The sequence below is a fragment of the Amycolatopsis sp. NPDC021455 genome, assembly GCF_040640995.1.
Lineage (GTDB): Bacteria > Actinomycetota > Actinomycetes > Mycobacteriales > Pseudonocardiaceae > Amycolatopsis.
The window spans coordinates 54,150-78,698 of sequence record NZ_JBFACT010000012.1 but is presented as its reverse complement, the minus strand read 5'-3'; the positions used below and the strand labels follow the sequence as shown (position 1 = coordinate 78,698).

20 protein-coding genes and 1 pseudogene are annotated in these 24,549 nt (G+C 70.7%); 11 read left to right on the top strand and 10 right to left on the bottom strand.

What is annotated here, in order from left to right:
- Nucleotides 1-18: 18 nt before the first annotated feature.
- Together AB0G28_RS17355 and AB0G28_RS17350 are read left to right on the top strand one after the other, a co-directional pair.
- Nucleotides 19-237, top strand: a complete 219-nt coding sequence (locus tag AB0G28_RS17355; RefSeq protein ID WP_361089341.1) for a hypothetical protein — start codon at nucleotides 19-21, stop codon at nucleotides 235-237.
- Between the two features lie 34 nt (nucleotides 238-271).
- Nucleotides 272-1,174 (top strand): glycoside hydrolase family 6 protein, encoded by a 903-nt coding sequence (locus AB0G28_RS17350; protein ID WP_361089339.1) that lies wholly within the window; start codon nucleotides 272-274, stop codon nucleotides 1,172-1,174.
- Nucleotides 1,175-1,452: 278 nt separating this feature from the next.
- Here AB0G28_RS17350 and AB0G28_RS17345 read toward each other — a convergent pair whose 3' ends face one another.
- Together AB0G28_RS17345 and AB0G28_RS17340 are read right to left on the bottom strand one after the other, a co-directional pair.
- Nucleotides 1,453-2,235 carry a hypothetical protein gene (locus AB0G28_RS17345; protein ID WP_361089338.1) on the bottom strand — a complete coding sequence of 261 codons (783 nt, stop codon included), beginning with the start codon at nucleotides 2,233-2,235 and terminating at the stop codon, nucleotides 1,453-1,455.
- Between the two features lie 670 nt (nucleotides 2,236-2,905).
- Nucleotides 2,906-6,601 (bottom strand): NB-ARC domain-containing protein, encoded by a 3,696-nt coding sequence (locus AB0G28_RS17340; RefSeq protein WP_361089337.1) that lies wholly within the window; start codon nucleotides 6,599-6,601, stop codon nucleotides 2,906-2,908.
- Nucleotides 6,602-6,946: 345 nt separating this feature from the next.
- Here AB0G28_RS17340 and AB0G28_RS17335 point away from each other — a divergent pair, with 345 nt between their 5' ends.
- The 4 genes and pseudogenes from AB0G28_RS17335 to AB0G28_RS17320 all read left to right on the top strand — a co-directional run bounded on the left by AB0G28_RS17335 (nucleotide 6,947) and on the right by AB0G28_RS17320 (nucleotide 10,247).
- The gene (locus AB0G28_RS17335) at nucleotides 6,947-7,087 is read left to right on the top strand and encodes a hypothetical protein (RefSeq protein WP_361089336.1); all 141 of its coding nucleotides are present in this window, start codon (nucleotides 6,947-6,949) and stop codon (nucleotides 7,085-7,087) included.
- 233 nt (nucleotides 7,088-7,320) lie between these two features.
- Nucleotides 7,321-8,046 carry a hypothetical protein gene (locus tag AB0G28_RS17330; protein WP_361089334.1) on the top strand — a complete coding sequence of 242 codons (726 nt, stop codon included), beginning with the start codon at nucleotides 7,321-7,323 and terminating at the stop codon, nucleotides 8,044-8,046.
- Between the two features lie 202 nt (nucleotides 8,047-8,248).
- The gene (gene sfnG, locus AB0G28_RS17325; RefSeq protein ID WP_361089332.1) at nucleotides 8,249-9,379 is read left to right on the top strand and encodes a dimethylsulfone monooxygenase SfnG; all 1,131 of its coding nucleotides are present in this window, start codon (nucleotides 8,249-8,251) and stop codon (nucleotides 9,377-9,379) included.
- A pseudogene (locus tag AB0G28_RS17320) lies at nucleotides 9,376-10,247 on the top strand (acyl-CoA dehydrogenase family protein). Before sfnG ends, AB0G28_RS17320 begins: the two are co-directional and overlap by 4 nt.
- Nucleotides 10,248-10,392: 145 nt before the next feature.
- Here the strand turns inward: AB0G28_RS17320 and AB0G28_RS17315 are convergent.
- Nucleotides 10,393-11,295, bottom strand: a complete 903-nt coding sequence (locus AB0G28_RS17315; protein ID WP_361089330.1) for an endo-beta-N-acetylglucosaminidase H — start codon at nucleotides 11,293-11,295, stop codon at nucleotides 10,393-10,395.
- A 225-nt stretch (nucleotides 11,296-11,520) separates the two neighbouring features.
- On the opposite strand from AB0G28_RS17315, the gene AB0G28_RS17310 reads away from it, so the two are divergent.
- On the top strand, nucleotides 11,521-12,453 hold the full coding sequence (locus AB0G28_RS17310; protein ID WP_361089328.1) for a hypothetical protein: 933 nt from the start codon (nucleotides 11,521-11,523) through the stop codon (nucleotides 12,451-12,453).
- A 12-nt stretch (nucleotides 12,454-12,465) separates the two neighbouring features.
- Here the strand turns inward: AB0G28_RS17310 and AB0G28_RS17305 are convergent, their stop codons facing one another.
- From AB0G28_RS17305 to AB0G28_RS17285, 5 genes are all read right to left on the bottom strand, one after another.
- On the bottom strand, nucleotides 12,466-13,221 hold the full coding sequence (locus AB0G28_RS17305; protein ID WP_361089327.1) for a hypothetical protein: 756 nt from the start codon (nucleotides 13,219-13,221) through the stop codon (nucleotides 12,466-12,468).
- Nucleotides 13,222-13,246: 25 nt separating this feature from the next.
- Entirely contained in the window at nucleotides 13,247-17,818 is a 4,572-nt protein-coding gene (locus tag AB0G28_RS17300; RefSeq protein ID WP_361089325.1) for an RHS repeat-associated core domain-containing protein, read from the bottom strand.
- A complete protein-coding gene (locus tag AB0G28_RS17295; RefSeq protein ID WP_361089323.1) occupies nucleotides 17,815-18,153 on the bottom strand; it encodes a type VII secretion target in 339 nt (112 codons plus the stop codon). The genes AB0G28_RS17300 and AB0G28_RS17295 overlap by 4 nt, the downstream gene beginning before the upstream one ends.
- Nucleotides 18,154-18,170: 17 nt before the next feature.
- Nucleotides 18,171-18,677 (bottom strand): YbaB/EbfC family nucleoid-associated protein, encoded by a 507-nt coding sequence (locus AB0G28_RS17290; protein WP_361089321.1) that lies wholly within the window; start codon nucleotides 18,675-18,677, stop codon nucleotides 18,171-18,173.
- 116 nt (nucleotides 18,678-18,793) lie between these two features.
- Nucleotides 18,794-19,369 (bottom strand): TetR family transcriptional regulator, encoded by a 576-nt coding sequence (locus AB0G28_RS17285; RefSeq protein ID WP_361089319.1) that lies wholly within the window; start codon nucleotides 19,367-19,369, stop codon nucleotides 18,794-18,796.
- Nucleotides 19,370-19,469: 100 nt separating this feature from the next.
- On the opposite strand from AB0G28_RS17285, the gene AB0G28_RS17280 reads away from it, so the two are divergent.
- The 3 genes from AB0G28_RS17280 (at nucleotide 19,470) to AB0G28_RS17270 (ending at nucleotide 22,163) form a co-directional block, all read left to right on the top strand.
- Nucleotides 19,470-20,024 carry a hypothetical protein gene (locus AB0G28_RS17280; protein ID WP_361089317.1) on the top strand — a complete coding sequence of 185 codons (555 nt, stop codon included), beginning with the start codon at nucleotides 19,470-19,472 and terminating at the stop codon, nucleotides 20,022-20,024.
- Between the two features lie 55 nt (nucleotides 20,025-20,079).
- On the top strand, nucleotides 20,080-21,558 hold the full coding sequence (locus AB0G28_RS17275) for a hypothetical protein (RefSeq protein ID WP_361089315.1): 1,479 nt from the start codon (nucleotides 20,080-20,082) through the stop codon (nucleotides 21,556-21,558).
- Between the two features lie 62 nt (nucleotides 21,559-21,620).
- A complete protein-coding gene (locus AB0G28_RS17270; RefSeq protein ID WP_361089313.1) occupies nucleotides 21,621-22,163 on the top strand; it encodes a hypothetical protein in 543 nt (180 codons plus the stop codon).
- Between the two features lie 14 nt (nucleotides 22,164-22,177).
- Here AB0G28_RS17270 and AB0G28_RS17265 read toward each other — a convergent pair whose 3' ends face one another.
- Together AB0G28_RS17265 and AB0G28_RS17260 are read right to left on the bottom strand one after the other, a co-directional pair.
- On the bottom strand, nucleotides 22,178-22,573 hold the full coding sequence (locus tag AB0G28_RS17265) for a VOC family protein (protein WP_361089311.1): 396 nt from the start codon (nucleotides 22,571-22,573) through the stop codon (nucleotides 22,178-22,180).
- Nucleotides 22,507-23,310 carry a helix-turn-helix domain-containing protein gene (locus AB0G28_RS17260; RefSeq protein WP_361089309.1) on the bottom strand — a complete coding sequence of 268 codons (804 nt, stop codon included), beginning with the start codon at nucleotides 23,308-23,310 and terminating at the stop codon, nucleotides 22,507-22,509. Before AB0G28_RS17260 ends, AB0G28_RS17265 begins: the two co-directional genes overlap by 67 nt.
- Before the next feature lie 215 nt (nucleotides 23,311-23,525).
- Between AB0G28_RS17260 and AB0G28_RS17255 the strand changes: the two genes are divergently transcribed.
- Nucleotides 23,526-24,494, top strand: coding sequence for a hypothetical protein (locus AB0G28_RS17255; RefSeq protein WP_361089307.1), 969 nt, complete (start codon nucleotides 23,526-23,528; stop codon nucleotides 24,492-24,494).
- The last annotated feature ends 55 nt before the right edge of the window (nucleotides 24,495-24,549 follow it).

The window sequence follows — 24,549 nt, the reverse complement described above, 5'->3', positions numbered from 1 at the left end:
GGCGGAACAGTGGATCCCATGGCCGGGCTCCCCGGAGAAGAAGACCAGGAAGCGTTGCGCCTGCTCATCCGGCGGGACCCCACCCTGCACGGCGGCGGCTTCACCTTTCGCGACGGAGAGTGGCTCATTTGGCTCGCCGTCGCGAAAGGTGAAGACACCTCGCAGCGGCCGCGTGAGTTCCGCGGTTACCGGATAGCGTGGGAGGATTCGGGGCCCTTCTACGCGAACAGGCGGTGAGGAGCCGATGAAACCAGTCGGCAGGCGAGCTCGGGTGCGCCGGTGGACAGCACTCGGCGTGGGCGCCGGTCTCGTGGTGCTGTCCGCATGCGGGCCCGCCGGCACCGCCATCGACCCGCCGGCACCGGGACGCCCGTTTCCGCTGCTCCAAGGCACTCGCGGACTCTACGTCGACCCGGACAATCCCGCGGCGCTCTGGCTGCGCACGGCACCGGCCGACCCGCGGGCGGAACTCATCCGGACGCACATCGCGACCAGACCGGCGGCGCACCTCGTCACGGCACCAACAGCCGAGGTGGCGGCCGACGTGCGTCGCGTCGCGTCCGGCGCGGCCGGCGCGCACCTGCTTCCGGTGTTCCTGGCGAGCCCGGACCGGACGGGCGGGTGTGCGAGCGACCACCACGGCTGGTTCGCCGAGCTGGCACACGGCCTGGGAAACACCCCGGCTCTCGTGGTCGTCCAGGCAGGTCACGCCTGCGCCGACCGTGCACAAGTCCTCTCCGACGCGGTAAGCACGATCCGGCAAGCCACGACGGCGACGGTCCTGATCGACGTCAGTGACGCGGCTTCACCTCAAGACGCGGCCGCCCTGCTGGCCCCGGCGGGCGCCGACGGTTTCGCCGTGAACGTCGGCGGCTACACACCGATCGACAAAGCGACCACCACCGTGAACGCGATCCGCGCAGCCGCCGGAAGGACCGGCTACACCGCTGTCGTGGACGGCAGCCGCAACGACGTTCCGGTCGCCGGCACCTGCAACCCGCCGGGCGCCCGCGCCGGCCAGTACATGTCGCTGACACCCCGCCAGGACGACGTGCAGCAGTTGTGGCTGACAACGCCCGGCATCTCGGACGGTTCCTGCGGAACCGCGCCGAGCAGCCGGGCAGGCGAGTTCGTCCCCGATCTCGCCGCCGCGCTGGCCCAGCAGCCCACCTGATCAAGCGGCTACTCCGGCGTCCGCCGCAGATCAACCTGAAGCGATGTTCTCCCTACCAGCATCGAACGCCGGGACGGAAACGTCAGCAGCGATGTGCTGTCGGACTGCCTTCCAGTCTCCAGCACGTGCAGTGACCCGCCCGGCAACCGTGTCTCCGCTGCCCCAGAGCGTGGGTGGAACCATGACGGATCAGCGGCAGAGTGCGGATCGACGTTTCGTTGTTCTCGTCTGGGCTTGGAGGTTGTTGTGGCGTGGGCGGACCGTGCGAGCCCGGCGGCTCACGGCGTGACGTCGAAGCGGTCCAGCAGCATGTAGGTGCCGCTGCGTTTGACGGCCCGGATGGTGTGGCGGCCCGGCGACAGGCCGCAGGCGCTGAACACGCTCTGCTGGGCGTGCCGGACCTGGCTCGTGGTGTCGACGGTGCGCTGGAAGACTTCGTCCAGGTAGATGTCCATCCGGCCCTCGTCGGAGTAGGTCTCGCTGAAGAGCGCGATGCCGGTCCCGGTGAAGGCGTAGGCGACCTGGCTGCCGTCCGCCATCGTGGCGTGCACGTCGTCGTGGAAGTCGCCCAAGCCGCGCCTGCCGGCGGCGTACCACGGTCCGCTGTAGACGATGCCGGTCGCGTCGTCGTTGAGCGTCGCCGTCTCGGCGGTCGGGCAGTGCGGGGCGGGGGCGGCCGGGGCAGCCGGCGGTGGTGGGGCGACGCTCCGGCGGGTCGGCGAGTGTGTCGGCGTGGCCGGCTGCGTGGTCGAGGTGGCCGGCGGCGTGGCCGAGGTCGTGGGCGCGGCGGACTGAGCCGGGATGGCACTCGACGGCAGCGGGGCGGCCGGCTCGAGCGGCACCGACCAAAACGCCGCCTCGCGCGACGACTGCGCCGGGCGGGACATCGTCGTCAGCATCGCGATGCTCGCCACCACTACTGCCGCGCCCGCGACCACGACCGCCCAGCGGATCCGCGCGCCCGCGCGCCGTTGCGCGTCGGCCGCTTCCCAGGCCTGCCGTTCCAGCCGCGCGCGGCGCTCGTCCGGGTCGGCGTCCGCTTTCCTTGGCTGTCCGGGCATCACCGGCAGCTGGGTTGTCCCGATCGGACGGGTCCACCCCCGGCCTTCCGCAGCACCTCCTCGACGGTCAAGCCCGCTGCTGGCTCTTCGCCGGCCGGCACGCGCCATCGGTGAACCTCCGAACTCCCAGACGATCGAGCACTCCGGCTCGTGATGCCGAGATCCTAGAAATCCGGCCCCCTGCTGGCAAACCTGACAGGCCCCGGACGGCGGTCCAGCTGAAAGTCGCGATCCTCGGCGTGGTGCCACCGAAGGCCGACAGATCAGCATCCGGACCGGATGCGACCTCGGCACTGCCGCCGGGTGCGTGCCCTTGACCCGGAGCCGCTCAGCGAACACCTGACCCTGCTCGGGGACGCGCGACCGCCCGGGCGTCGGCGACCGGGTCGGGTCAGCCGTTCAACGCCGCGCCGGCCATCGGCTCCAGTTGAGACGCGGAACGACGGTAAACCGGCAAGCCGCGCGGCCAACCCCGGCGCCGTGGGGTTCGGCGAGGACTTGCCGGGCTCTCGGTCAGGTGTGACGTCCAGGGAGGTTTCCCGGGTCGAGGTGACTGGTGGCGCGAGGACCCGACAGCTCCGATGACGCCGGTCAGCTGACCGCGACGGCCGTCGGGACGCGATCGGCCAGGTGTCCTCGTGATTACGGACGGGACCAACTCGGAAGATCGTCAATTGCCCGGCAGCCAGGATTCCCGCTCCGTGTGGCTGTCCGTGCTGATGATGTCGGCGAGTTGGTCGAACACGCCGGCGTTCGGGGTGGTGCGCGTGACGCCTGGCCACCAGCGTTGCACGGTTTCGATGTGCTGAGCGAGCAGTACGGCGGTCGGCTCGCCGACGCTCGAGCCGCTTGGCTCGGGCAGCGCCAGACATGCGGCCACGGCAGTTTCCAGCACCGCCGGCCGGCCGGTCAGCGCCGCGTCGGCGAGCGTGCGCCGCCATTCCGCCCAGTCGCGGCGCGGCGTGACTTCGGCGTTCTGACCGGATTCCGTGTCGTGATCGTACGGACCGTCCGGCGGCCCGAGCGGTGCTGGGACCAGCTCGGGACGCCGGGGGTGCGTCGCAGGCAGGTAGGCGGCCAGGCAGGCCGCACGCCGGTGGTCGCGGTCCTCGTCCGCGGGGCCGGTCTCGAGCCGGTCCTCGGCCAGGATGTCGTCGAGCCAGGCCGGGTCGAGCGGCAACCGGTCCGCCTCGGGCAGGGTGCTCAGCAAGGGCGCGAACCGGGACTCGACCCGGCACGAGGTGCCGTCCCCGTGGTGGTGCGGTGCGCAGGCGGCGATCAGTGCGTCCCGGGCCAGTTCGGCGCGTAGGGGGCCGGTTTCGCAGCGGGCCAGCACGGTCAGAGCGTGCGCGCGGTCACACGAGTCGGCCATTGCGGACGCGACGGGCGCGATCGCGGCGATCGTGCCCGGCGGCAGGTCGACGGCATGCCGCACAACGACCTCGGCGTCCGCCGGATCGTGCCGGCTGTTCAGGGTCTCCCGCAACGCGAACACCGCGAACAGCTGCCGGGGATCGGTGATGCCCGCCGTCAAGCCGTGCAGCCCGGTGTGCCGCAGCGGGACCTGTTCGACCGCGTCGACGGCCTGGGCGGTGATGGTGGTCCGCAGCGGTTCCCGGGCCAGCAGGGCCAGCTGGGTGAGGACCATCGCTCGGGCGAGGCCTGCCTCGGCCGGCACGGCGGCCGGCACGGACGGCAGTGCCGAGGCAGGCAGGTACGGCGCGAGGTCGATCAGCAACATCGCGCGGGTGTCCGGTTCGTCGATGCCGGTCACCATGGCCAGTGCCGTCAGCCGCTGAGCTGCCGAAAGCCGAGGTGCCAATCGGGTGAACGCGGTGGCCCGGTCCTTCGGGTGGTCCAGTTCCAGCAGGAGGCCCAGCGCGCGGGTCAGCAGTTCCGGGGGGAGGTGTGGAGCGAGTGCTGCCAATGCCCGGCCCCGGCCGGTCGCGGTCGGTAGCTCGGCTGCCTGGTCGACCAGGCCGGCCAATCGATCCGGTGACAGGTACGGCGCCAGCTCACACAGCTTTGGCACGGACGTGTCCCCGGCGGCGAGCGCGGTGCGCAACCGCTGCCGTCGTTCTTCGGGCAGCACGGTGAGGGCGAACGCGATGCTGGCCGGCTCCGCGTCCAGGGTGACCTCCGCGGCGAGTTCGACCGTGGCCGGCCGAGCCGCTTCCGGCAGCGCGGCGAACAACGCGGTGAGCCGCTGGTACTTCGCCGGGGAGTTGGTGCGCACCCGCAGGAGCGTCGACCACACTGCCCGATAGTCGTTGTCGGGCTCGTCCACGGCCGTCGCGATGTCGGTGAGCAGTTCGGCGCGCTCGGGGGCCGCGGCATCGACCAGCAATCCGGTCAGGGTCAGGAGTCGTTGCCACGGCCAACGCCGATTGCGGGCCAGCGCGCGTACCGACGGCCGCAGTTCGGGCAGCCGGCGCGCCGCGATGACCAGGTCGTCGGCGTGCCGCCATGCACCGGGCTCGTCGAGCACTGCGAGAAGCCGGTCGCGGACCAGCTCTGGCACGTGGCCGGCCAGCCGGGACAGCACCCAGACCAGCTCTGTCGGTGCCTCCTGCTCGGCCAAGGCGATCGCGGTCCGGGCCAGTTCGGCCCGTTCCCGTTCCGGCACCGCGGGCACTAGGGACGCCAGCGCCCATACCCGCTCCTTGGCCGTGCCGATCGCGGCGGCGGCCACGCGGGCCTGGATCAGCAGCCGGCTCCGGTCCACGGTGTCCGGCGTGGACAGTCGCACCAGCGCGCTGAACACTCTGGCCCGCTCCAGTGGGGCGTGCAGCAGACCGCCATAGGTCCATGCCGTGCTGAACGACCAGATCCGCCGGCGCACCAGCGCGACCATCAGCGGGACCGGAACGTTCGCCGCGATGCCCAGCAACGAGCTGCGGATCAGTGTGTAGTGCATCTCCAGCGCGCGGTAGCGGGCCAGGTCCGCGGCATCCGTGGCGCGATCGGCGGCTTGCTCGGCGCACCGGTGGGCCCGGTCCACATCGGCCAGGTACTCCGCGATCGAGCCGGTTGTGTCGTGGAGGTCGAACCACCGGCTGCGCACCGGTCCCTGGTCTGGTGGTGTTTCCACGGCCAGTAACCGGTGCAGCAGATCGGCCCGGCCGCCCTGCGCCAGGTGCAGCCCGACGTGGGCCACGCCGTAGTGGTCGGCGACATCGACAGACGGCAGTCCGGCGGACAGCTCGCCCCAGTCCGTCAGGTAGGAGCGGGCGAGACGCTCGTGCAGTCCGGTCAGGGCCGAACCGACGCGCACGCTCACGTACTGGTAGAGCAGGTCGTGCAGCAGGAACGTGCCGTCCTTGACGTGGTGGGTCAGCAGCGACCGGCCGGCCAGCCGGCGGATCGTCCGTCGCGGGTCGAGGTCCAGGCCGAGCAGCGACCACCACCGCGAGGCCACCGACACCGGGACCGCGCCGCGTCCGGCGAACACCGCCAGCGCGTCGTAGCCGGCTCGCTCGGTTTCGTCCAGAGTGGACGTGCTGACCTCGAACGCGGCTAGCAGCGAGACATGGGGATAGTCCCGGAACGCTTTCTCCAGCGCCGACAAAGGAACCGAGCCGAGCAGCTCGTCCAGTTCGTCCCAGCCGTAGCCGTCGGCGACCAGAGCGCCGCAGATGGCCAGGGCCAGCGGCAGCCCGGCGCAACGCGCGCGGACCGCGTCGGCGGCCGGCGGGAGCGGACCGGGCGGCGCGTCCGCGTAGCGCCGGAGCACCTCGGCCGCGCCCGCGTCGCCGAAGTGCTGAACCGGGCAGAGTTCGGTGCCGTGCGGCAGCGCGTCCCGCTCGGTGGTGGTGACCAGCAGCGCGCCGCCCGGCCCGAGCACGTCCAGCGCCTGAAGCTGGGCCAGCGATCGCAGGTTGTCCAGCACGATCAGGATCCGGGCATGGGCCAGCCGTTCCTGGAGCAGGGATCGCAGATCGCCGGCCTGATCGGCCGCCGGCTCGCCCAGCGCGCGCAGCACCGCGGCTTGGGCTGCGGCCTCCATGGGGGTGCGCCGTAGGTCCAGCCACAGCACACCGTCCGGGTAGCGGGTCCGGACCTGCGGATCGGCGGCGACGACCTGGGCCGACATGGTCTTGCCGCTGCCGCTCATCCCGATCAGCGCGACCAGGCTTCCCCGGCTGCCCGACGGCGGTGCGGTCAGCAACTCCACCACCCGTTCCTCGACGGCCGGTCGGGGCACGAACCGCTCGGACGGATACGGCGCCGGCAGGCCGCTGACCGCCGTCGTGGTGCCGGCGTTCGACGCCGGGCCGACGTCCTGGTCAAGCAGGGCCTGCCAGTCGGCTCTGGTCGGCGCCGGTCGGCCGGACCACTGGGCGAGCACGTCGCCGACCCTGGTCAATTGATCGACGCTGCGCGGCCGCCTGCCGGCGAACCAACCGCTCAGCGTCTGCTCCGAGACCCGGGACTGAGTCGCCAGATACCCCTGGCGATACCGCTTACCAGCGCTCTCCAGTCGCTGCCGGGCCTGGGCGCGCAGAGCCGACAGTTGTCGTTGAACGGCCGGTTGGTCCGCCTCGGCCGTCATCCTGCCTCCGCCAGCATCTCGAACCCGGGCGGCGGTCTCCGACTCGGATCCGACTCGGAGACCGCCGCCCTGCCGCTGACCTGCATGATAACGAGCTACGCCGCTATGCGTCTCCGAGATCGGTTCACCGGCGGCCGCCAGTGCTGTGCACTCGGGCCCATGACCACGACGAAGCCCAAGCGGCACAAAACTTTCAGGCGGCTCGCCCGCACTGCCGCCTTCAGCCTGATCCGAGGCGCCGCCACGGCCGCCGGCTCGGCCCTCGTCGCCGCCGCTGTCTGGTGGCTTGAACACCATTAGGCCGATTCGTGCGGCAGCGGAGGAACAGCGGCAGCATCGACCACGTCATCGCGGCGGTCAGCAGGGCCGTGAACCCCGCCGGGCCGCGCCGGCTGAGCGGCGCGATGTCCTCGCCATCGCGGCCGTCCGGCGTAATCCTGATCCCGGTGGAACCTCGTGCCTGCCGCCGGCGTCGGACCAGGCGCGGTTCCGAACGGGGACCGGCAGGATCAGCGGTTGAAGGAGCTGGTGTGGTGTCATTCCGCGGAGCGCTCACGGTCCCCGTCGTCTGTGTGGTGCTGGCCTTGGCCGGCTGCGGCACCGACGACCCGCCTCGCGGTCCCGCGGCTGCCGGACCCGACACGGTCGCGACGTCTTCGGACACACCCTCGGAGACGAGGGCTCCGACGTCACAGCCGCCGACGTTCACCGAGGCGGGCTGGTACGGCACGCACCCCCTCCGGATGGACGACAGCATCGAGGAGAACGTGCTGAAGTCGAGGGCGATCATCCTCACCGGGACGACCGGTCGCGACTGGAGTGCCCGCCAGTACACCGGCGGCCTGAACCACGGGTGGTTCCTCGTCTACCGCAAGGCCGCGGTGAGCGCCGGAACTGTCCGGGCACCCGCCTCCGACTGCACGATGCCGGTCCAGGGACACCCGGGCTACTGCATCGGTTCGGCCGCCGCCTATGGCATTCACCTTTACGGGGACGACCCGCTGGAGGAAGGGATCTACCAGGCGACCCGTGTCCTGCTGTTCGACCAGAACACCAGCCGGATCGACACCGACAACGGCACGGTCCCGGCCGGGCAGAAGTTCCGGGTCGTCCTGGACTCGCGCATGCTGGCCTACCGGCCGGACACCTTCGAGTCCGGCGATATCGCCGTGGTCTGGCTGGACTCCACGACACGCGATGACTCGATCAGGGGGTTCAAGGAGCTGCCCGTGGACGCGTTCCTGCCGGTCACGTCCTGATCGGCGCGTCCCCCGAGGGGGAACACCGCGACACTGATCCGCGGAGCCGCTTCGCCCGTATCCGAGGTCATGACTCCGGAACTGTAGGCGCCGCGGCGCCGCGGGGACAGTGCGGCGCCCGCTCGTCCATTGCTTGGGACTCCGGGTTCTCATGTCGTGGATGCCGTTGCCGCGACGGATGCCGTACCCCACTCTGCCGATCATGACCCAGATCCACGAACCTCTGAAATTCGCCTATTGGGTGCCGAACGTCAGCGGCGGCCTCGTCACCAGCGATATCGAGCAGCGCACCGATTGGGGATACGAATACAACCGGGATCTCGCGGTCATCGCCGAGAACAACGGTTTCGAGTACGCCCTCACGCAGGTGCGGTACACCGCCAGCTACGGCGCCGCATACCAACACGAGTCGACCGGCTTCAGCCTCGCACTTCTGCTGGCGACGCAGCGGCTGAAGGTGATCGCCGCGGTGCACCCCGGGCTGTGGCACCCGGGTGTGCTGGCGAAGTTCGTGGCGAGCGCGGACGTCCTCTCCGGCGGCCGGGCCGCGGTGAACGTCGTCAGCGGCTGGTTCAAGGACGAGTTCACCGGGCTCGGCGAACCCTGGCTGGAGCACGACGAGCGCTACCGCCGGTCCGAAGAGTTCATCCGGGTGCTCAAGCAACTGTGGACGAACGACCACGCCGAGTTCTCCGGCGACTTCTACCGGATCCACGATTTCGACATCAAACCCAAGCCGTTGCCGGGTGACGGCCGCCCGCACCCGGAGATCTTCCAGGGCGGCAACTCCACCGTCGCGCGCAAGCTGGCCGGCCGCGTGTCGGACTGGTACTTCAGCAACGGCAAGGACTACGAGGGATTCAGCGAACAGGTCGCCGAGGTTCGCGGTTACGCCGCCGAGAACGACCACGCCGTCCGATTCGGCCTGAACGGCTTCGTGATCGCCCGGGAAAGCGAGTCCGAAGCGCGGGACGTGTTGCGCGAGATCGTCACCAAAGCCAATGTGGAAGCGGTCGAGGGGTTCCGTTCGGCGGTGCGGCAGGCGGGCAACTCCACCGCGGACAAAAAGGGCATGTGGGCGGATTCGGAGTTCGCCGACCTCGTCCAGTACAACGACGGCTTCCGCACCCGGCTCATCGGCACCCCGGAACAGATCGCCGAACGGGCCATCGAATACAAGCGCCGCGGCGCCGGCCTGCTGCTGCTCGGCTTCCTGCACTTCCAGGAGGAGATCGAGTACTTCGGGAAGCACGTGCTGCCGATCATCCGCGAACTGGAAGCCGATCTCGACCGCAGTGCCGCGACACCCGAACCCGCGAGGAGCCGAGCATGACCGACTGGATCGAACGCGCCCGTGAGGTCGCCGCGAAACTCGCGTGGACGCGGTCGAGCGCGACCGCCGAGGCGAAACCCCGCACCAGGAAGTCCAGCTGCTGAAGGACACCGGCCTGGTCACCCTGCTCGGCCCGGCCGAACACGGCGGAGGTGGGCAGACCTGGGAGACCGCGTACCAGGTGATCCGCGAGATCGCCAGCGCCGACGGCTCGATCGGCCAGCTGCTGGGTTACCACTACCTGTGGGCCTGGACGGCGCGCCTGGTGACCACCGACGTCCAGCTCGCCGCCGTCGAAGAGCTGTACGGCGACTCGATCGTCTACAACGGACACAAGTCGTTCTCCACCGGCAGCAAGGTGTCCGACCTGACCGTGCCGGCGATCCAGCTCGTCTTCACGAACTTCTACCTGGGCATCGCGCAGGGAGCACTGGAGACAGCGCTCGCGTACACCAGGGAGCGGACCCGCGCGTGGCCCTACGGCGGAGACGACAAGCAGACGGCCTCGGCGGAGTGGTACATCCTCGACGGCTACGGCGACCTGCAGTCGAAGCTGTGGGCCGCGGCAGCCCTGGTCGACAAGGCGGGTGCGGCCATCTCTCGCGTGCTGCACGCCCCGAGGGAGCACTTGACACCCGAAGCACGTGGAGAGGTGGCGGTCCTGATCGCCGCGGCGAAGCAACGCACGGTGGACACGGGCCTGGAGATCGCGACGAAGATCTTCGAGCTGACCGGCGCGCGGGCGAGCGCGCCGAAGTACGGCCTGGACCGCTTCTGGCGCAACCTGCGGACCCACTCGCTGCACGACCCGTTGCCGTACAAACGCCGCGAGGTGGGCGAGTACCCGACGCCGACCTGGTACACCTGAGGCGACAGACGATCGAGTGGATGTGCCGCGGGCGCACGCCTGGCAGCTTCTGCGGACGCTGCACCGGATCTCCGGCAAGGTGCTCGCCCGCGTCGAGTGCGCACACGGGGAAGCGACGGGGATCGTTCCTCGACAGCTGAAGTGGCTAGTTCGTGTACACGGCGTCCTTGCCGTACAGGGGTTTGGTGAAGCTGGAGATGTACGTGTGTACGTCGGCGGCACCGAGGTTGTAGGTCAGGTACACGCCGTAGCCTTCGTTCACGGTTCGCTGGGCGAGGCCGGCGGCGGTGCCGGCGGATGTCGCCGCGATCTGGACTGCCGCGGGGGAGAGCCCGGATTTGGGTAGGGCGATGTTCGGTACGCCCCAAGTGCCGTAGTAGGGGTTCCAGGCGTAGTTGAACTTCGAGGTGATGTCCGTGCCGCCGTAGGACAGCCTTGATGCCGCCGGGCCGATGTTGTACAGCGAGATCAGCTTGGTGGGCATCGCCGCGCGCAGGGCCGTGACGAGGTGGACGAACGAGCCGGCGTTGGGCTGGCCGGTGCCATTCTTGCCGTACTCGGAGTATTCGTCGTCGAAGTCGATGCCGTCGAGCCCGTACCTGGTCACGGTGTCGGACAGCTGTTTGGCGAAGGCCGCGGCCGCTTGCTGGGAGGGGAAGTTGGCGAACCCGGCGCCCTGGTGGTTGCCGAGGATCGACAACAGGACCTTGATGCCTTTGGCTTGCAGCGGGCGAACTTGAGTGCTCACGTTGTCGAGGACGTTCTGCACGTTCGGGTTGAAGTACAGGTATGCCGACTTCGTCGCGGTGTCGTAGTTGATGTTGGCGGCGAAGATGACGCCGATGTCGAACACGTTGCCGCCGCCTTGGGCGAGCGCGTACTTGCCCACGTTCAGCATGCTGTTGTTGTTCACCTCGACGTAGGCCACGGTGATCGGCCCGGTCTTGCGCGGCGCGGCGGACGTACTCGCCGCACTCGTGCCTGTCGTCATGCCCGTCAAGAGGGCGGCGCCTGCCAGCAACGCGGTGATCCGACCAAGCTTGACCACGGTAGCTCAACTCCTGCCGAGTGGTTTGAACCATTGTCCACGTATGTGCTTTTCCGGCACCTTGTCAAGAGAAGTGATCGAGCAACGCGCCCGGTACCTCGATCGGCCTACGCGGTTCGTCGGACTCCGCGCCTCGCCCGGGGCAGGAGCCGGGTGAAATCGCCCCTGCCCTCGCGCGGATTTGTGCTTAGCTGTAGCTGACAGCACGATCACTGGGGGGTTCGGATGAGAGTTCGTCATGGGGTCACCGCGGTTCTGGCCGTCGGGGTGATGGCGTTCGGCGCCCTACCGGCTCAAGCGAGCGCCGCTGCCCTGGTCGCCGAGCCCACCGTCACTTCGGCCGAGTATCCCGACGATGGTGCGTGGCACCCCGGTGCCGGCTTGCCGGGCTCGTTCACCTTCGATGCCGGCGGCGACGGCGCGGTCGTGGGGTTCTACTACGGGAACACCGATCCGGCGGGCACCTTCGTGGCGGCGGACCACCCCGGTGGGTCGGCGACGGTTTCCTACACCCCGCAGGCCTCCGGCCCCGATGATCTCTACGTCGCGAGCGTCGACAGCGTGGGCAACCGGTCGCCGCAGCATGTTCATCACTTCTATGTCGAGTCGACGGAGCCGCGGGTCAGCGGGCCCCGGGAAACCGGTGTCGGTGTGCCCGCGGAGTTCGGCTTCTCGCCTGGTATGGCCGACGTCGTCTCCTACACCTACCGGATCGACGACGGGCCGGAGACCACCGTCGCGGCTTCGGCCGGGACCACGACCGCGGACGTCGTCACCGCGGCCTTGGGATACCACACGCTCAAGGTGTGGAGCACGACCAGCACGGGTTTGCGGTCCGGCACCGCCGGCACGAGCTACACGGCCAGTGACGCTCCCCTGGTGGCGAGCACCGACTACCCGGACTCCGAGGCCGGCGGCGGACCCGGCGTCACCGGCGTCTTCGCCTTGACCCCCCGCTCGCCGGGTGTCGTCGGCTACGTCTACTACGTCAACTGGGACTTCGACAACCCGACCGTGGTCCCGGCCGGCGCCGATGGGCGGGCAAGCTTCACCTTCACCCCCGACGCGTCGGGGTTCTACCCCTTCCAGGTCTACAGCCGGACAGCCGATGGCACCCAGTCGAAGGTCGGCCGCGACTACTACGTCATGGTGAGGTAGGCCGCGACGGTCTCAGGCGGGGAAGTCCGCGTGCTCGATGTTCGGTCCGTACAGCGCGGCCTTGACCGCTTCCAGCAGCTCCTCGAGACCGGACGGCGTGGCCGCGCCGTCCGGTCCGGTGAGGGTCCAGGTGCCGGTCCAGGTGATCGTGTACACCTCGTGCCGGTAGTTCTCGAACTCCACGAACAGGTCGTCCCGGCCCTCGCCGCGGGTCACGGTGCCGATCATGGACTTGAGCCCGGCGAACCCGCGTTTGGCCTGGACGGACCCCGTGGCGCCGCGGTAACGGTACTTCAGGTACGGGGACGGCGAGCGGTCCCAGCGGGTCCCGCGGATGCCGGAGCCGCGGCTGTAGCGGTACTCGGCGTCTTGGAGGCTCTCGTCGCCGGCCACCTCGCAGCGGTAGACCGGGATGACCGCCCGGACGGCGTCGTTCATCTCGGCGTCGTCCGGGTACAGGCGGTGCAGGGGCGGTGCGGCGGCGGCCACCGCGTCGAAGCCGTATCCCGGGTGGGAAAAGCCTTCGGCCGGCGTCAGCGGGGCGTCGGTGGTCAGTTCGGTGCTGTGCGAGCGGGCGAAGGAGAGCAGCGCGACGGCCAGGCCTTCGTCGTACGAATCCAGGGCGTATGCCTGGAACGCGCGCTTGCCGTCGGCGTACAGGGCGGCGCAGGAGTCGAAGCCGGGGGCGGCCGCCCAGTGCCAGGCGTCGGGCAGGTCGTCGAGAGCGGCGACGCCGGGCATCGCCGCGTAGGTTTCGCGTGGGTCCATCGTTCGCCTCCCGATCTTGCCCTCGTCAGTGCAACTTACACGGGTGCCGTGGCCCCGGCTCCGTCTCGGCGTACCGGTCTTCGAGTTGCGCACCTTCGGACGAATTCTGCGATTTGCCCATGGCTTCCATGTCGTCGGTGTTGTTGTACCAGGCCGCGCGTTCCGCGTCGGTCATGTTGTGGCCCTCGTCGCGCCAGTGCTCCACCACCGGCGGGACGTGCTCGTAGGTCAGGTTCCGTTTGCCGTTCGCGTCGAGGTAGGGAATCGGGCGGCCCTGCGCGTCGACCCAGTGCAGCTGGTCGTGCGGGATGCGGGCGCCGCTCGCGTCCCGGGGGACGCCGCCGAGGGCCCGGCCCTCCACGGTCCACTTCGTCGCCATCGCGTCGTGCGTGGACTGCCAGTAGCTCTTCGGGTATTCGGTGCCCCGGTTGTGGATGTGGTCGGCGGGCGGCAGAGCGGGGTCCCGGGCCCACTGCTGGCTCGCCGGGTCCCGGTAGCCGGCCAGGCCCAGCGGGTCGGCCACGGCGAGGGGGTTCGGGACGTACGTGTAGTGGTTCGCGGACGGGGTCAGTCCGATGGGGTCCGGCGACAGGTACCGCGCGGTGTGCGGGTCGTAGTAGCGGTGCACGTTGTAGTGCAGCCCGGTTTCGTCGTCGTGGTACTGGCCCGGGAAGCGGAGCGGGCAGGCGGTTCCGTCCGGAGTGGACATCGTGATGGTGTTGCCCCACAGGCCGCTCGTCCGGTACCAGGCGACCCGGCCGGTCGCGTCGACCAGTTCGGTCGGCGTGCCGATCAGGTCGGCGACGATGGCGTGGAAGCGGGCGTCGACCACCTCCGCGGGCGCGTCGGCCAGCCAGGAGCGGGTGGTCTGCGCGATCGGTTCGGCCGAGCCGCCGCGGTAGTCCCAGGACGTGACGGTGGTCCGGCCGTCGACGGTACGGGCGGCTTCGGCCAGGACGGAGCCGTCCCAGGAGAACGTGGTTTCTTCGGCGACGCCGCCGTCGGGGGTGAGGCGCTGCTTGGCGATCCGGCGGCCGAACGGGTCGTAGCGGTACCGCCAGCGGGTGCCGTCCGGCGTGGTGACGCCGATGAGCTGGTCACGGTCGTCCCACGTGTACTCGCGGATCCGGCGCCGGCCGGACAGGCTGCGGCGGACTTCCCGGACGACCCGGCCGGAAGCGTCGTAGGTGTAGGAAGTCCGGCCCGCGCCGCGCAGCAGCGTCCCGTCCAGCGCGCGGGGACCGGCCACGTCCGAGGCGTCCTCCGTGGACGGACCGGGTTGGGCGGAGACCAGGTTTCCCAGCGCGTCGTAGGCGTACTGTTCGGTCCAGCCCGCGGCTTGCACGCCGGTGACACGGCCACCCGGGGTGAGCGCGAAGACGCGCGGACCGTGCACCCGGTCGTCGATCGCGAGCACCTGACCGTCGGCGCGGTAACGGAAACGGCGTTCCTCGAGCGGGCGGTCCGGTTCGCCGGCGGAAAAGAGCGTTTGACCGGTGAGGCGGCCCAGTTCGTCGTGCGACTGGGCCAGGCTCGCGTTTTCGCCGAGCCGGCGGAGCACCTCCCGGCCTTCCCGGTACTCGAAGGTGACCGTTCCGGCGGTCCCGGTCATCGCGGTTTCCCGGCGCAGCCGGTCGTAGTGCCACCGCGCTTCGACGCCGGACGGGGTGATCCGGCGGACGCGGCGGCCGGTCAGGTCGTATTCGCTGCGCAGCACCCGGCCGTCGACGGACTCGGCGACCGGGCGGCCGAGCAGGTCGCGTTCGTAGGTCACTTCGACAGCGTCGCCGGCGACCCGGCGGAGCCGGCCGCCTTCGTCGTAGTCGTAGTCGATGGCCGTTCCGCCGGAGACCTGCCGGGACACCCGGCCGCGGACGTCGCGGGTCAGTTCGGTCACGGCGCCGCCCGCTTCGGCACGCGAGATCATCGCGCCCATCGCGTCGACCCGGTATTCGAGCGCGCGGCCGGTGAAATCCTGTTCGCCGATCAGGTTTCCGGCCGGATCGTAGCGGTAGGACCACGTTTGCCCGGCCGGGTTGCGGACGCCGGTGAGGCGCAGTTCGGTGTCGTGGGTGAAGGTGTGCCGGATGCCGTCCTGGCCGGTGCGCGCGGTGAGCAGGCCGAACGGGCCGCGTTCGAAGACCGTCGTCGCGCCGGTGGCCGAGCGGGCCCGGACCAAGCTGCCTTCGAGGTCGTAGAACCGTTCCTCGCGAGCGCCGTCGGCGGCGACGCGCCAGGTCAGCGCGCCTTCGCGGGTCCAGCCGTACCGGGTGGTGCGGCCGCGCGGGCCGGTCGCTTCGATCGCCCGGCCGAAGCCGTCGAGCCGGAACGTGGTGGTTTCGCCGTCCGGCGAGGTGATCGACAGCGGACGGCCGGCGCCGTCGCTGGTGTACGTCCAGCGGGCGCCGTCCGGTTCGACGGTGGCGGCCAGGTGGCCGCGCTCGTCCAGTTCGCTGGTCGCGACCGCGCCCAGTGGGTCCACTGTGGACACGATGCGGCCGGCGTCGTCGTAGGTGTGCCGCCAGACCGCGCCGTTCGGCTGGGTCACGGTGACCGGTAGCCGCCAGCGCGGGTCGTATTCGATGGTGAGCGCGGTGCCGTCGGGGTATTCGATCCGCGTCGGGTCGCCGTTCTCGTCGCGTTCGTAGCGGGTGACCGCACCGAGCTTGTCCGTGAACGACAGGAGGCGGTGGAACCGGTCGAACTCGGGACGTTCGACACCGCCGTTCGGGTCGACCACCGCGGTGATGTGGTTGTGCTCGTCGTAGTGGTATTCGGTGCGCCCGCCGAGGCTGTCGGTGACGACGGTGACCCGGCCGGCCAGGTCGTAGTCGAAGGTCGCGTCGAGGTAGCCGTCGCGACCGGTTCCGCGGACGACGCGGCCGTCCGGGCCGTACTCGTACTCGTAGCGGTAGCCGGTGCGGTCGGTCCAGGCGACGATCCGGTCCGCGCCGTCGTAGTCGTACTGGTAAGGCGCGCCGGTGGAGTTCACGATGCCGGAGAGCCGGCCGCGCCGGTCGTAGCGGAACGACACGATCGGCACGTCTTCGCCGTGTTCGCCGCCGCCGAGCAGGCGGTATCCGGCGATGCGGAGGCCGCCCGCGCCGTCGACGGTGTCGACGCCGACCCGGTAGCCGCCGGAATGCGTGACCGTGAGCGGACGGCCGGCCTCGTCGCGCAGGTAGTCGACGCGGTGCCCGCTGCGGTCCGACAGCGAGCTGATCTGCCATTCGCCCGGCGTCGTCGGGTGCGCGGCGAACCGGCGGGTCCAGCCGGACTCCTCGTCGACGAGCAGGTAGGTTTCCGCGGCGGCATCCCAGCTCAACGGCCAGCGGGCGCCGAAGCTCGGCAGCACCGGAGAGCCGTCGCGGGCGGGGTGGATGTAGCTGAGCACTTCCGCGTCCTGGCCGTAGTACCGGACGAAGTCGTCGGTCAGCACCAACCGCTGGTCCACTGTGGACGCCCAGCCGGGGCCGAAGGAACGGCCCTCGGCATAGCCGGAGGCGTACGCGCGGTTGAGCACCAGCGGCAGCAGCCCGGGCAGGTCGACGTCGGTGCCCGCGGTGATCATCTGGCCGGACACCGCGTCGACCGGGTCGCCGCCCTTGCCGTCGCAGCCGCCGGTGCCCTCGGACTTCTGCCCGCCGGCCGCCTCCGGGTCGTGGCCGCCGGACGCGTTCGGGTCGCCGCCATGGGCGCCGTCGGGCGGCGTGCCGTCGGGGACACCGCCGTCCGGCTCCGGCGCGGACGACGGCGAGGTGCCCTCGTGCGGGGCGCCGGGTTCGTGCGGGGCGGAGTGGCCGGGTTCGGCCGACGAGACGTGCGTGCCGCCTTCGCCGGGACGTCCGTGCAGCTCGGACATCACCTTCTTGACCGCGGCGAAGATCTCTTCGAGCTTCGACATCAGCGGCCGCAGCTTCTCGACCGAGTTGATCAGCTTCTTGATCAGCGCGCCGATCTTCTCGATCCACGCCGACACCTGCTCGACCACCTGCGCCACCACGACCGGCGTGCCGAGCCCGAGCGAGCAGACCTCCTCCAGCGCGTCCTGGATGAAGTCGCCGACCGCCTGGGTGATCATGTCGCGGACCATGGCGCGCACCGCGGCGGTGATCACCCCGACGATCTCGACCACGGTGCTGATCCCGTTCGCGCAGGTCGCGGCCGCGTTGAGGTGGTCGATCTTGGTCCCGACGTTCGCGCGGTAGGCGTCCGCGGCCTGGCCGGTCCAGTGCGCGGTGTCCTTCCGCACGCTGTCGCCGAGGTCCTTGGCCGCTTTTTCCACGGCCTTCGCGATGTTGCCCCACGTCTGGGCGTAGGCGGTGATCTGGTCGGCGTCGCCCGCCAGCTGGTTCAGCGCGTCCTGCAACGGCTGGACGTGCTCGATCAGCCAGTTGAGGCCGTAGGAGATGAGCGTGCCGACCGGGTTCATCGCGATGGTCAGCAGGTCCATCGCGGTGCCGAGCGCGGCGATGCCGCCCTCGATCCACGAACCGGACTTGATGCCGTCGTAGGCGCCGATCGCGTCGTCGAGGACGTTGATGCCGGTGTGCCAGGTCGTCGAGTCCTGTTTGGCGGCGACCAGCGGATTGCTCACGGCAGGTCCTTGCCGAGGCCGGTGATCCGCCGCGAGTGCGCCTGTTCGGCGTCCTGGTAGGTCTGCGCCGCCTGCCGGATCGACTGCGACAGCGTGCCCATGGCCTGCTGCGCGGCGCCGAGGGTGACCAGGCCGGGAGTGCTGACCGCGAGCACCATCGGCACGAAGAGCGGTCCGCAGATCATGCCGTACGCCTGCACGCCCATGGTGACCTGCTCGGCCGCGGCGAGCGCCTGCCCCAGTGTCTGCCCGACCTGCTCGACCGCTTTCGCGTGGGTGAGCAGTTCGTCCGGGCGGACTTGGTAGCCGCCGCCGTTCGTCTCCCCGTCCGGCATGGTCGCCTCCGTCCCGGCTATTCGCGGATCATGACCGGGCCGCCGAAGCCCTCGTCGTCATCGTCGGGCGGGGCCGGCCGCCGGGGCGGGCGCGGTGGCGGTGGGGGCGTGGCCCCGGGCTCGTCGGCGAGCCGGCCGATCCGGCTCTCCGGTGCCGGCGGAGTCCGGTCCGGCTCGGGTTCCGGCTCCGGGAACTTCGCCCGGTAGCTGCCGAGGATGACGTCGCGGGTCCCGGGATCGTCGGCGATGGTGTCCGCCATGACCTCGCCGAGCCGGTCCGGCAGCTTCGCCTGCGCGGTGCGGAGCGCGGACAGCACCGCTTTCGCGACCTGGTCGCCGGACATCTCCCGGACGCGGTCGGTGATCCGCAGGTCGGTGACGTTGCCGGCGGAGTCGACGGTGACCGTGGCGGTGCCGTCCTTGCTGGCCGCCGACACCGAGACCTGCTCGACGGCCTGCTGCATCGCGCGGTAGCGCCGCGCTTTCTGTTGCGCTTGCGCGACCAATTGGTCGACGCGGGCCACCGCATTCTCTGCTTTGTCCGATATCGGGTCGCTCATCCGGTTTGTTTCCGCCCCCTCGCCGAGTCGGTACGAGGAAACCATCGGAAACGGGCCGGTGTGCGGCGGACGTTCGGGAATTACACCGAATGGCGCACCGTGGCGCCGAGCCGGTCCAGGATTCCTTCGACGCCGAGGAGGAACGTTTCGCAGATCGGCGCCGGGTCGGTGAGGCAGCCCGCGGCCATGGCGCCGTCGCGGAGCATGACGAACTGCCGTGCGGCCGGCTCGGGTGCCGCTTCCCCGGTTCGGGCCAGCAGTTCGGTCACGGTGTCCAGGAACCACTGCCGGTGGGTGAGAACGGCCTGGTGGACCGGGTGGGCGGGGTCGGGGTATTCGGCGGCGGCGTTGAGGAACGCGCAACCCCGGAATCCCGGTGAACGGATGCCGTCGGCGATCGTCGCGGCGACCGCCCGGACGACGTCGGCGGCCGGCCCGCCCGCGGCCCGGGCCGCGTCGATCTGGGCGCGGATGGCCTTGTCGGCGGCGGTCAGGTAGGCGACCAGCAGGTCGTCCTTGCTCGGGAAGTGCCGGTACAGCGTTGCCCGCGTCACGCCGGCGTCGGCGATGACCCGGTCGATGCCGACCGAGTGCAGTCCCTCGGAGTAGAACAGCCGGCTCGCGGAACCGAGCAGCCGGGCGCGGGCTTCGGACATGACCCGAGGTTAGCAGATAGAACGGTCGGTCTTGACGGCCGCCGGGACCGCTGCCATAGTCACCGACAAGACAGATCGTTCTATCTAGTTGGAGGACTCAATGGCCACCGACACCGTTCCGGCCACGGGTATCGCGCAGCCCTTGCGGCGGCTCTACTTCGTCCGGTTCGCGTTCGCCGTCGTCTGGGCGGGCCTGCTGTTCGCGACGGCGACGAGCCTCGGGCCGGTCAGCACCGCGCTGCTGGTGCTGTATCCGCTGTTCGACGTGGCCGCCGCGGTGGTCGACGCCCGCACCGCGAAGGCGGGCAAGCCGGTCCTGGCGCTGTATGTGAACGTCGTGGTCAGCCTGCTCGCGGGCGTCGGCCTCGCCTTCGCGTCCGGGATCCCGGATGTCCTGCGGGTGTGGGGGAGCTGGGCGATCGTCGCCGGCCTGGTCCAGCTGGCGGTCGCCGTCGTCCGCCGCGGCCTGGGCGGTCAGTGGCCCCTGATCCTCAGCGGCGCGATCTCCGTCGTGGCGGGCACGTCGTTCCTCGTCCAGGCCACAATGGACGGTGCGTCCCTGAAGTCCCTGGCCGGTTACGCGACCCTGGGCGGCATCTTCTTCCTGGTCTCCGCGCTGCGGCTGGGCCGCACGCCGGGAGCGGCGAACGTGTAACGCGCCGGCGCCGGCTCCCGACTTCGATCAAGCGGCGGGCGAGGGCGGTGAGCCGATGGGCGAGGATCTTGCCGAGCGGGTCCGGGAAACGCAGGCGGACGCGGCGCGGATGGTGGGGCGGAACCTGCGCACCGTGGCGCTGGCCACGGCGTGCGGATCCCTTGTCCTGCTGTTCGGCCCCGGCCTCCTGATCCGGTTGTCCGCCGCGCTGGGACTGTCCGTGAAGCGCACGGACGTGACCTGGCCGATCATCACGGCCTGCGCGATGTACGGGATCGCGCGACTGTTGCCGGCGCTCGGCATCGCGGTCGTTTACGCGTTCGTCTGGGTCAAGGCACGCCGCGTCAACGCTCGTGTCGCGCGCGATCCCGGACGCGCCGCCCTGATCGTTCCGCCGTCCTCGGGGCAGCTGGCCCTGCTCAAGAAGGTCGCCGGGCACGGCCGCGCGGTCCAGCGGATCCTGCTGCGGCTCGTGGTCGTCCTGCTGGTGGCGACCGCCGTGGTCTGGGTGGCGGTCCTGACCGCGCGGCAGTCGCGCGGCGCGTCCGGCTGGGTGCTCGGCCTGACGCTGTTCTTCGCGGCGGCGGTGCTCGTCCTGCTCGTCGCCCTGAGCGGGCGGTTCCGCCGCTGGCAGGTGGCGCGGCACGTCCGGACGTGGTCGGAGAACCCCGCGCTGTCGGCGAAACTGTCCTCGATCGGGCCGGACGAGGACGGTCGCCGGGCCACGCTCGTCCCGGACCTGACCGTCGTGTTCGCCGGGCGGCGGCATGTGCAGATGCGCGGCGCCGGGCCGGTGTCCGCCACGCGCAACGTCCTGAACCGGCCACCGCTGAAGATCGCCTACCTCAGGCTGTTCGACAACCAGGCCAGGACGCGGGACTTCCTGCGTGGGGCCTGGCGCGAGGTCGGGTACGTCCACCTGCTGCGCAGCGCGGCCTCGGTCAGCCCGGCGGAACTGCGCGAGGCGCGGCGGACCGGCGGTCTCGACACGATGTTCGTCACCTCGCCCCGGGTCTTCCGCCGGCGGCTCGCCGACCGGCCCGCCACGCCGCTGGGGCCGGGTGCCCACCGGCTCGGCGCCGTGACCGACCTCCCGCTGAAGGTGTACGACCCGCACGGCAGCTACCCGGTCAGCGCGGTGCTCTGCCACGGCAGCTTCTGGCAGATGGCCGTCGACCTCCTGCTCGCGCGGGTCGACCTGACCGTGCTGGACCTGTCCGGATACCGGCCGGGCAACACCGGCACCCAGTTCGAGCTCCAGCGGGTGGTGGACCGGATCCCGGTCGGGAAGGCCGTCCTGCTCTGCGATTCGCGCAGTGACCGGGTGTTCCTGGAGGCGCAGATCCGGCACCACTGGGCGCAGATGGCCGCGGGTTCGCCCAACAGCGGGGCCGGCAGCCGCCGGATCACCGTCTGGGTGACCGACACGGACTCCGACTACAGCGGCCCGCTCAAGCGGTCCCGGCGGTTCGGCGAGTACCGCCGCGGCCTGTCCCGGTGGATGATCGCGGACGTGCTCGGCCTCACCGGATGAGCCGGCCGGTGCCCGAGGTCGCCGATGGTGCGCGTGCGCGGCGAAATACCTAAAGTACCCGCGTGGCCTTCCTGCTTTCCCGGTACTTCGGTGCTCGGTCCATTCCCGTCGAGGACGTCCGGTCGGCACTGTGGACCGAGGGCGTCGACGAACAGTCCTACGCCGCTTACCCGGGGGCGATTCTCGAGCAGTACAAGATCTACGTCGAGATGGCCGACCGGATCAGCGCCCGCCGCGCGCTCGCCAACGCGTTCTTCCTGAGCCTCAACACGGCGACGCTCACCGCGGGCGCGGCGCTGTGGCGCGCGTCGGTGCTGCCCACCTGGGTGCTCGTCCTGCCGCTGGCCTTGCTGCTGGTCCAGACCGCGGCCTGGTTCTGGCTCGTGCGGTCGTACCGGCAGCTCAACACGGCCAAGTACATCGTGATCGGCATGCTGGAGGAGAAGCTGCCCGCCTCGCCGTACTGGCGGGCGGAGTGGAAGGCCCTCGGGGAAGGCAAGGACAAGGCGCTCTACTGGCCGCTGACCCATCTCGAGCAGTGGCTGCCCGTCACGCTGGCCGTGCTCTACGTCTTCGGCTTCGTGGTCGCCGTCGTGACCGGCTGAACCCGGCCGGTTCGCTACCGGTCGTGGTGGCAGACGGCTTCCAGCTTGAGGCCGAACGGGTCGAGCCAGAACAGCGCGAAGTACGGCGGCGGGTATTGCGGGAAGTCCCGCGGTTCGTGCAGCACGGTGTTCCCGATCGAACGCACGTGGTCGTGGACGGCGTGGACGGCCGCGCGGGTCTTGACCATGAACGCCAGGTGCTGCAGGCCCGTCCGTTCGCTGCTGTGGGCACCGCCGTCGGCCGCCGGGTAGAAGAACACGTACGTTCCCGGCTTGCCGCCCGCGGGCCGGTACGCGAACTGGTCGCCGGAGCTCAGGAACGGCTCGAACCCGACCAGCGGCATCAGGCCGTCGTAATACCGCTTGGCCGCACCGAGGTCCGGCACGTTGATCCCCAGGTGACCGAGCACACCCCCGACCTTAACCGGCGCCGGCCCGGGGTGGCCGGGTCCGGAGGTGGTGCGTGCGTGTTTTTCGGCGGCGCGGAGGACGTCGTCGCCGAACTGTTCGAGGAATGGCCGGCGGTGGCGAGCCGGGTTCCGACGGCGGTGCCGGCGCCGAAGATTCCGGCGCCCCGCAGCACGGTGGTGGCGAGGCGCTGGTTGGCGCGGACGCCGGCCACCGCGGAGCGGACACCGGCGTTTTCGTCGAGGAAGTACCGGTGACGCCGGCTGTGGCCGTCGCGGCCGCGGCGGATCAGGCCGTGCTGGTGCAGCAGGGCGACCGCGTGCGAGATCGTCGCCGCCCTGACCCGCAGATGCCCCGCCAGTTCGACGGCCGTGCGGCTGCCGGTCTCGGAAACGAAGAGGCACGCCAGTACGCCCGCGGCGGTGCGCGGCATGCCGGTCCCGGTGAGCGCCGCGGTGAGTTCGGTGACGAACGCGGCGGTCGTGCCGGGATCGGGGCCGGGGTGCTCGCCGGTTTCCCGCGCCGCGGGCGGGCGAGGCCGGCGCCGGGCGCGGTGGGTGGTCGCGAGCTGGGCCAGCTCCGAGCGGTAGCGGCCCGGCCCGCCGTTGCGGGCGACCTCGCGGCTCACTGTCGAGGTGGGACGGCCGAGGCCGCGGGCGATTTCGGCGTAGTCCCGGTCCTGCGCGAGCCCCTCGGCGATCCGTTGCCGGTCGGCACTGGTCAGCCTGCGTCCTGGCATCCGGCCGGCTCCCGGGGTTCGGTCGTGGTGCGGCCAGTATGCGGGCCGCTCGCCGATCTTTGCAACGTGCGTGCATTACTCGGCATCGTCATTGCAATGATCATTATCGGGATGAGCTGGGTGGACAGTCTCGGTAGGGAATGTTCTCGTTGACCGGGTTTTGCCTCGTACCTAATGTTCCGGGCCGGTTGCCCGTCGAACGCAGGAGGTATCCGATGAGAGCTCGAGGCATCACCTACGACACCGGCTTCACCCCTGGGGGACGGTGTTCGCGGCCCGTTTTCGACGCCGAAGCGGTGCGCCGGGAGATCCGCGTCATCGCCGAGGACCTGCACTGCGACGCGGTGCGGATCACCGGCGGTGACCCGGATCGGCTGGCCGTCGCGGCCCGGCACGCCGCCGACGCCGGGCTGGAGGTGTGGTTCTCCCCGTTCCCCTGCGAACTGTCCGCCGCGGAGCTGGTGCCGTACTTCGCCGGCTGCGCGGACCGCGCCGAGGAGGTGGGGGCGGAGGTGTTCGTCACCGGCTGCGAGCTGAGCCTGTTCGCCCCCGGTTTCTTCCCGGGGCACGACAGTCTCGCCAGGATCGGCACCCTGGTGGGCGGCGCGCCCGAGGCGCCGGCCAAGGTCGCCGAGGTACCCGCGAAGCTGGATCCGTTGCTGGCCGGCATCGCGGCCGCGGTGCGCACCCGGTTCCGCGGCAAGCTCACCTACGCCTCCGGAACCTGGGAGCAGATCGACTGGACGCCCTTCGACATCGTGAGCGCCGACGCCTACGGCGATCCCGGCGACGCCTTCCGCCAGGGCCTGCGGGAGTACTTCCGGCACGGAAAGCCGCTCGCGGCGACCGAGTTCGGCTGCTGCACCTACCGCGGCGCCGCCGAGCGCGGCGGCCTGGGCTGGCTGGATGTCGTCGACCACGACGCCGATCCACCCCGGGTCGACGGGGCTTGGGTGCGCGACGAGGAGGAACAGGCCCGCCACCTGCGCGAGATGATCGCGGTCTTCGACGCGGAAGGGGTGGACACCGCCTTCTGGTTCACCTTCGCCGGTTATGAATACCCGCATCACGCCGACCCCCGCTTCGACCTCGACGTCGCCTCCTACGGGGTCTGCAAGGTGATGCCCGACGGCAGTCTCGCGCCCAAGCGGTCCTTCCACGCCATGGCCGATGCCTATCGATGACCACCGGGATCGTCCGTCGGCGGAGTGTCGACGGACTGTCGACAGGCCTTGCGAT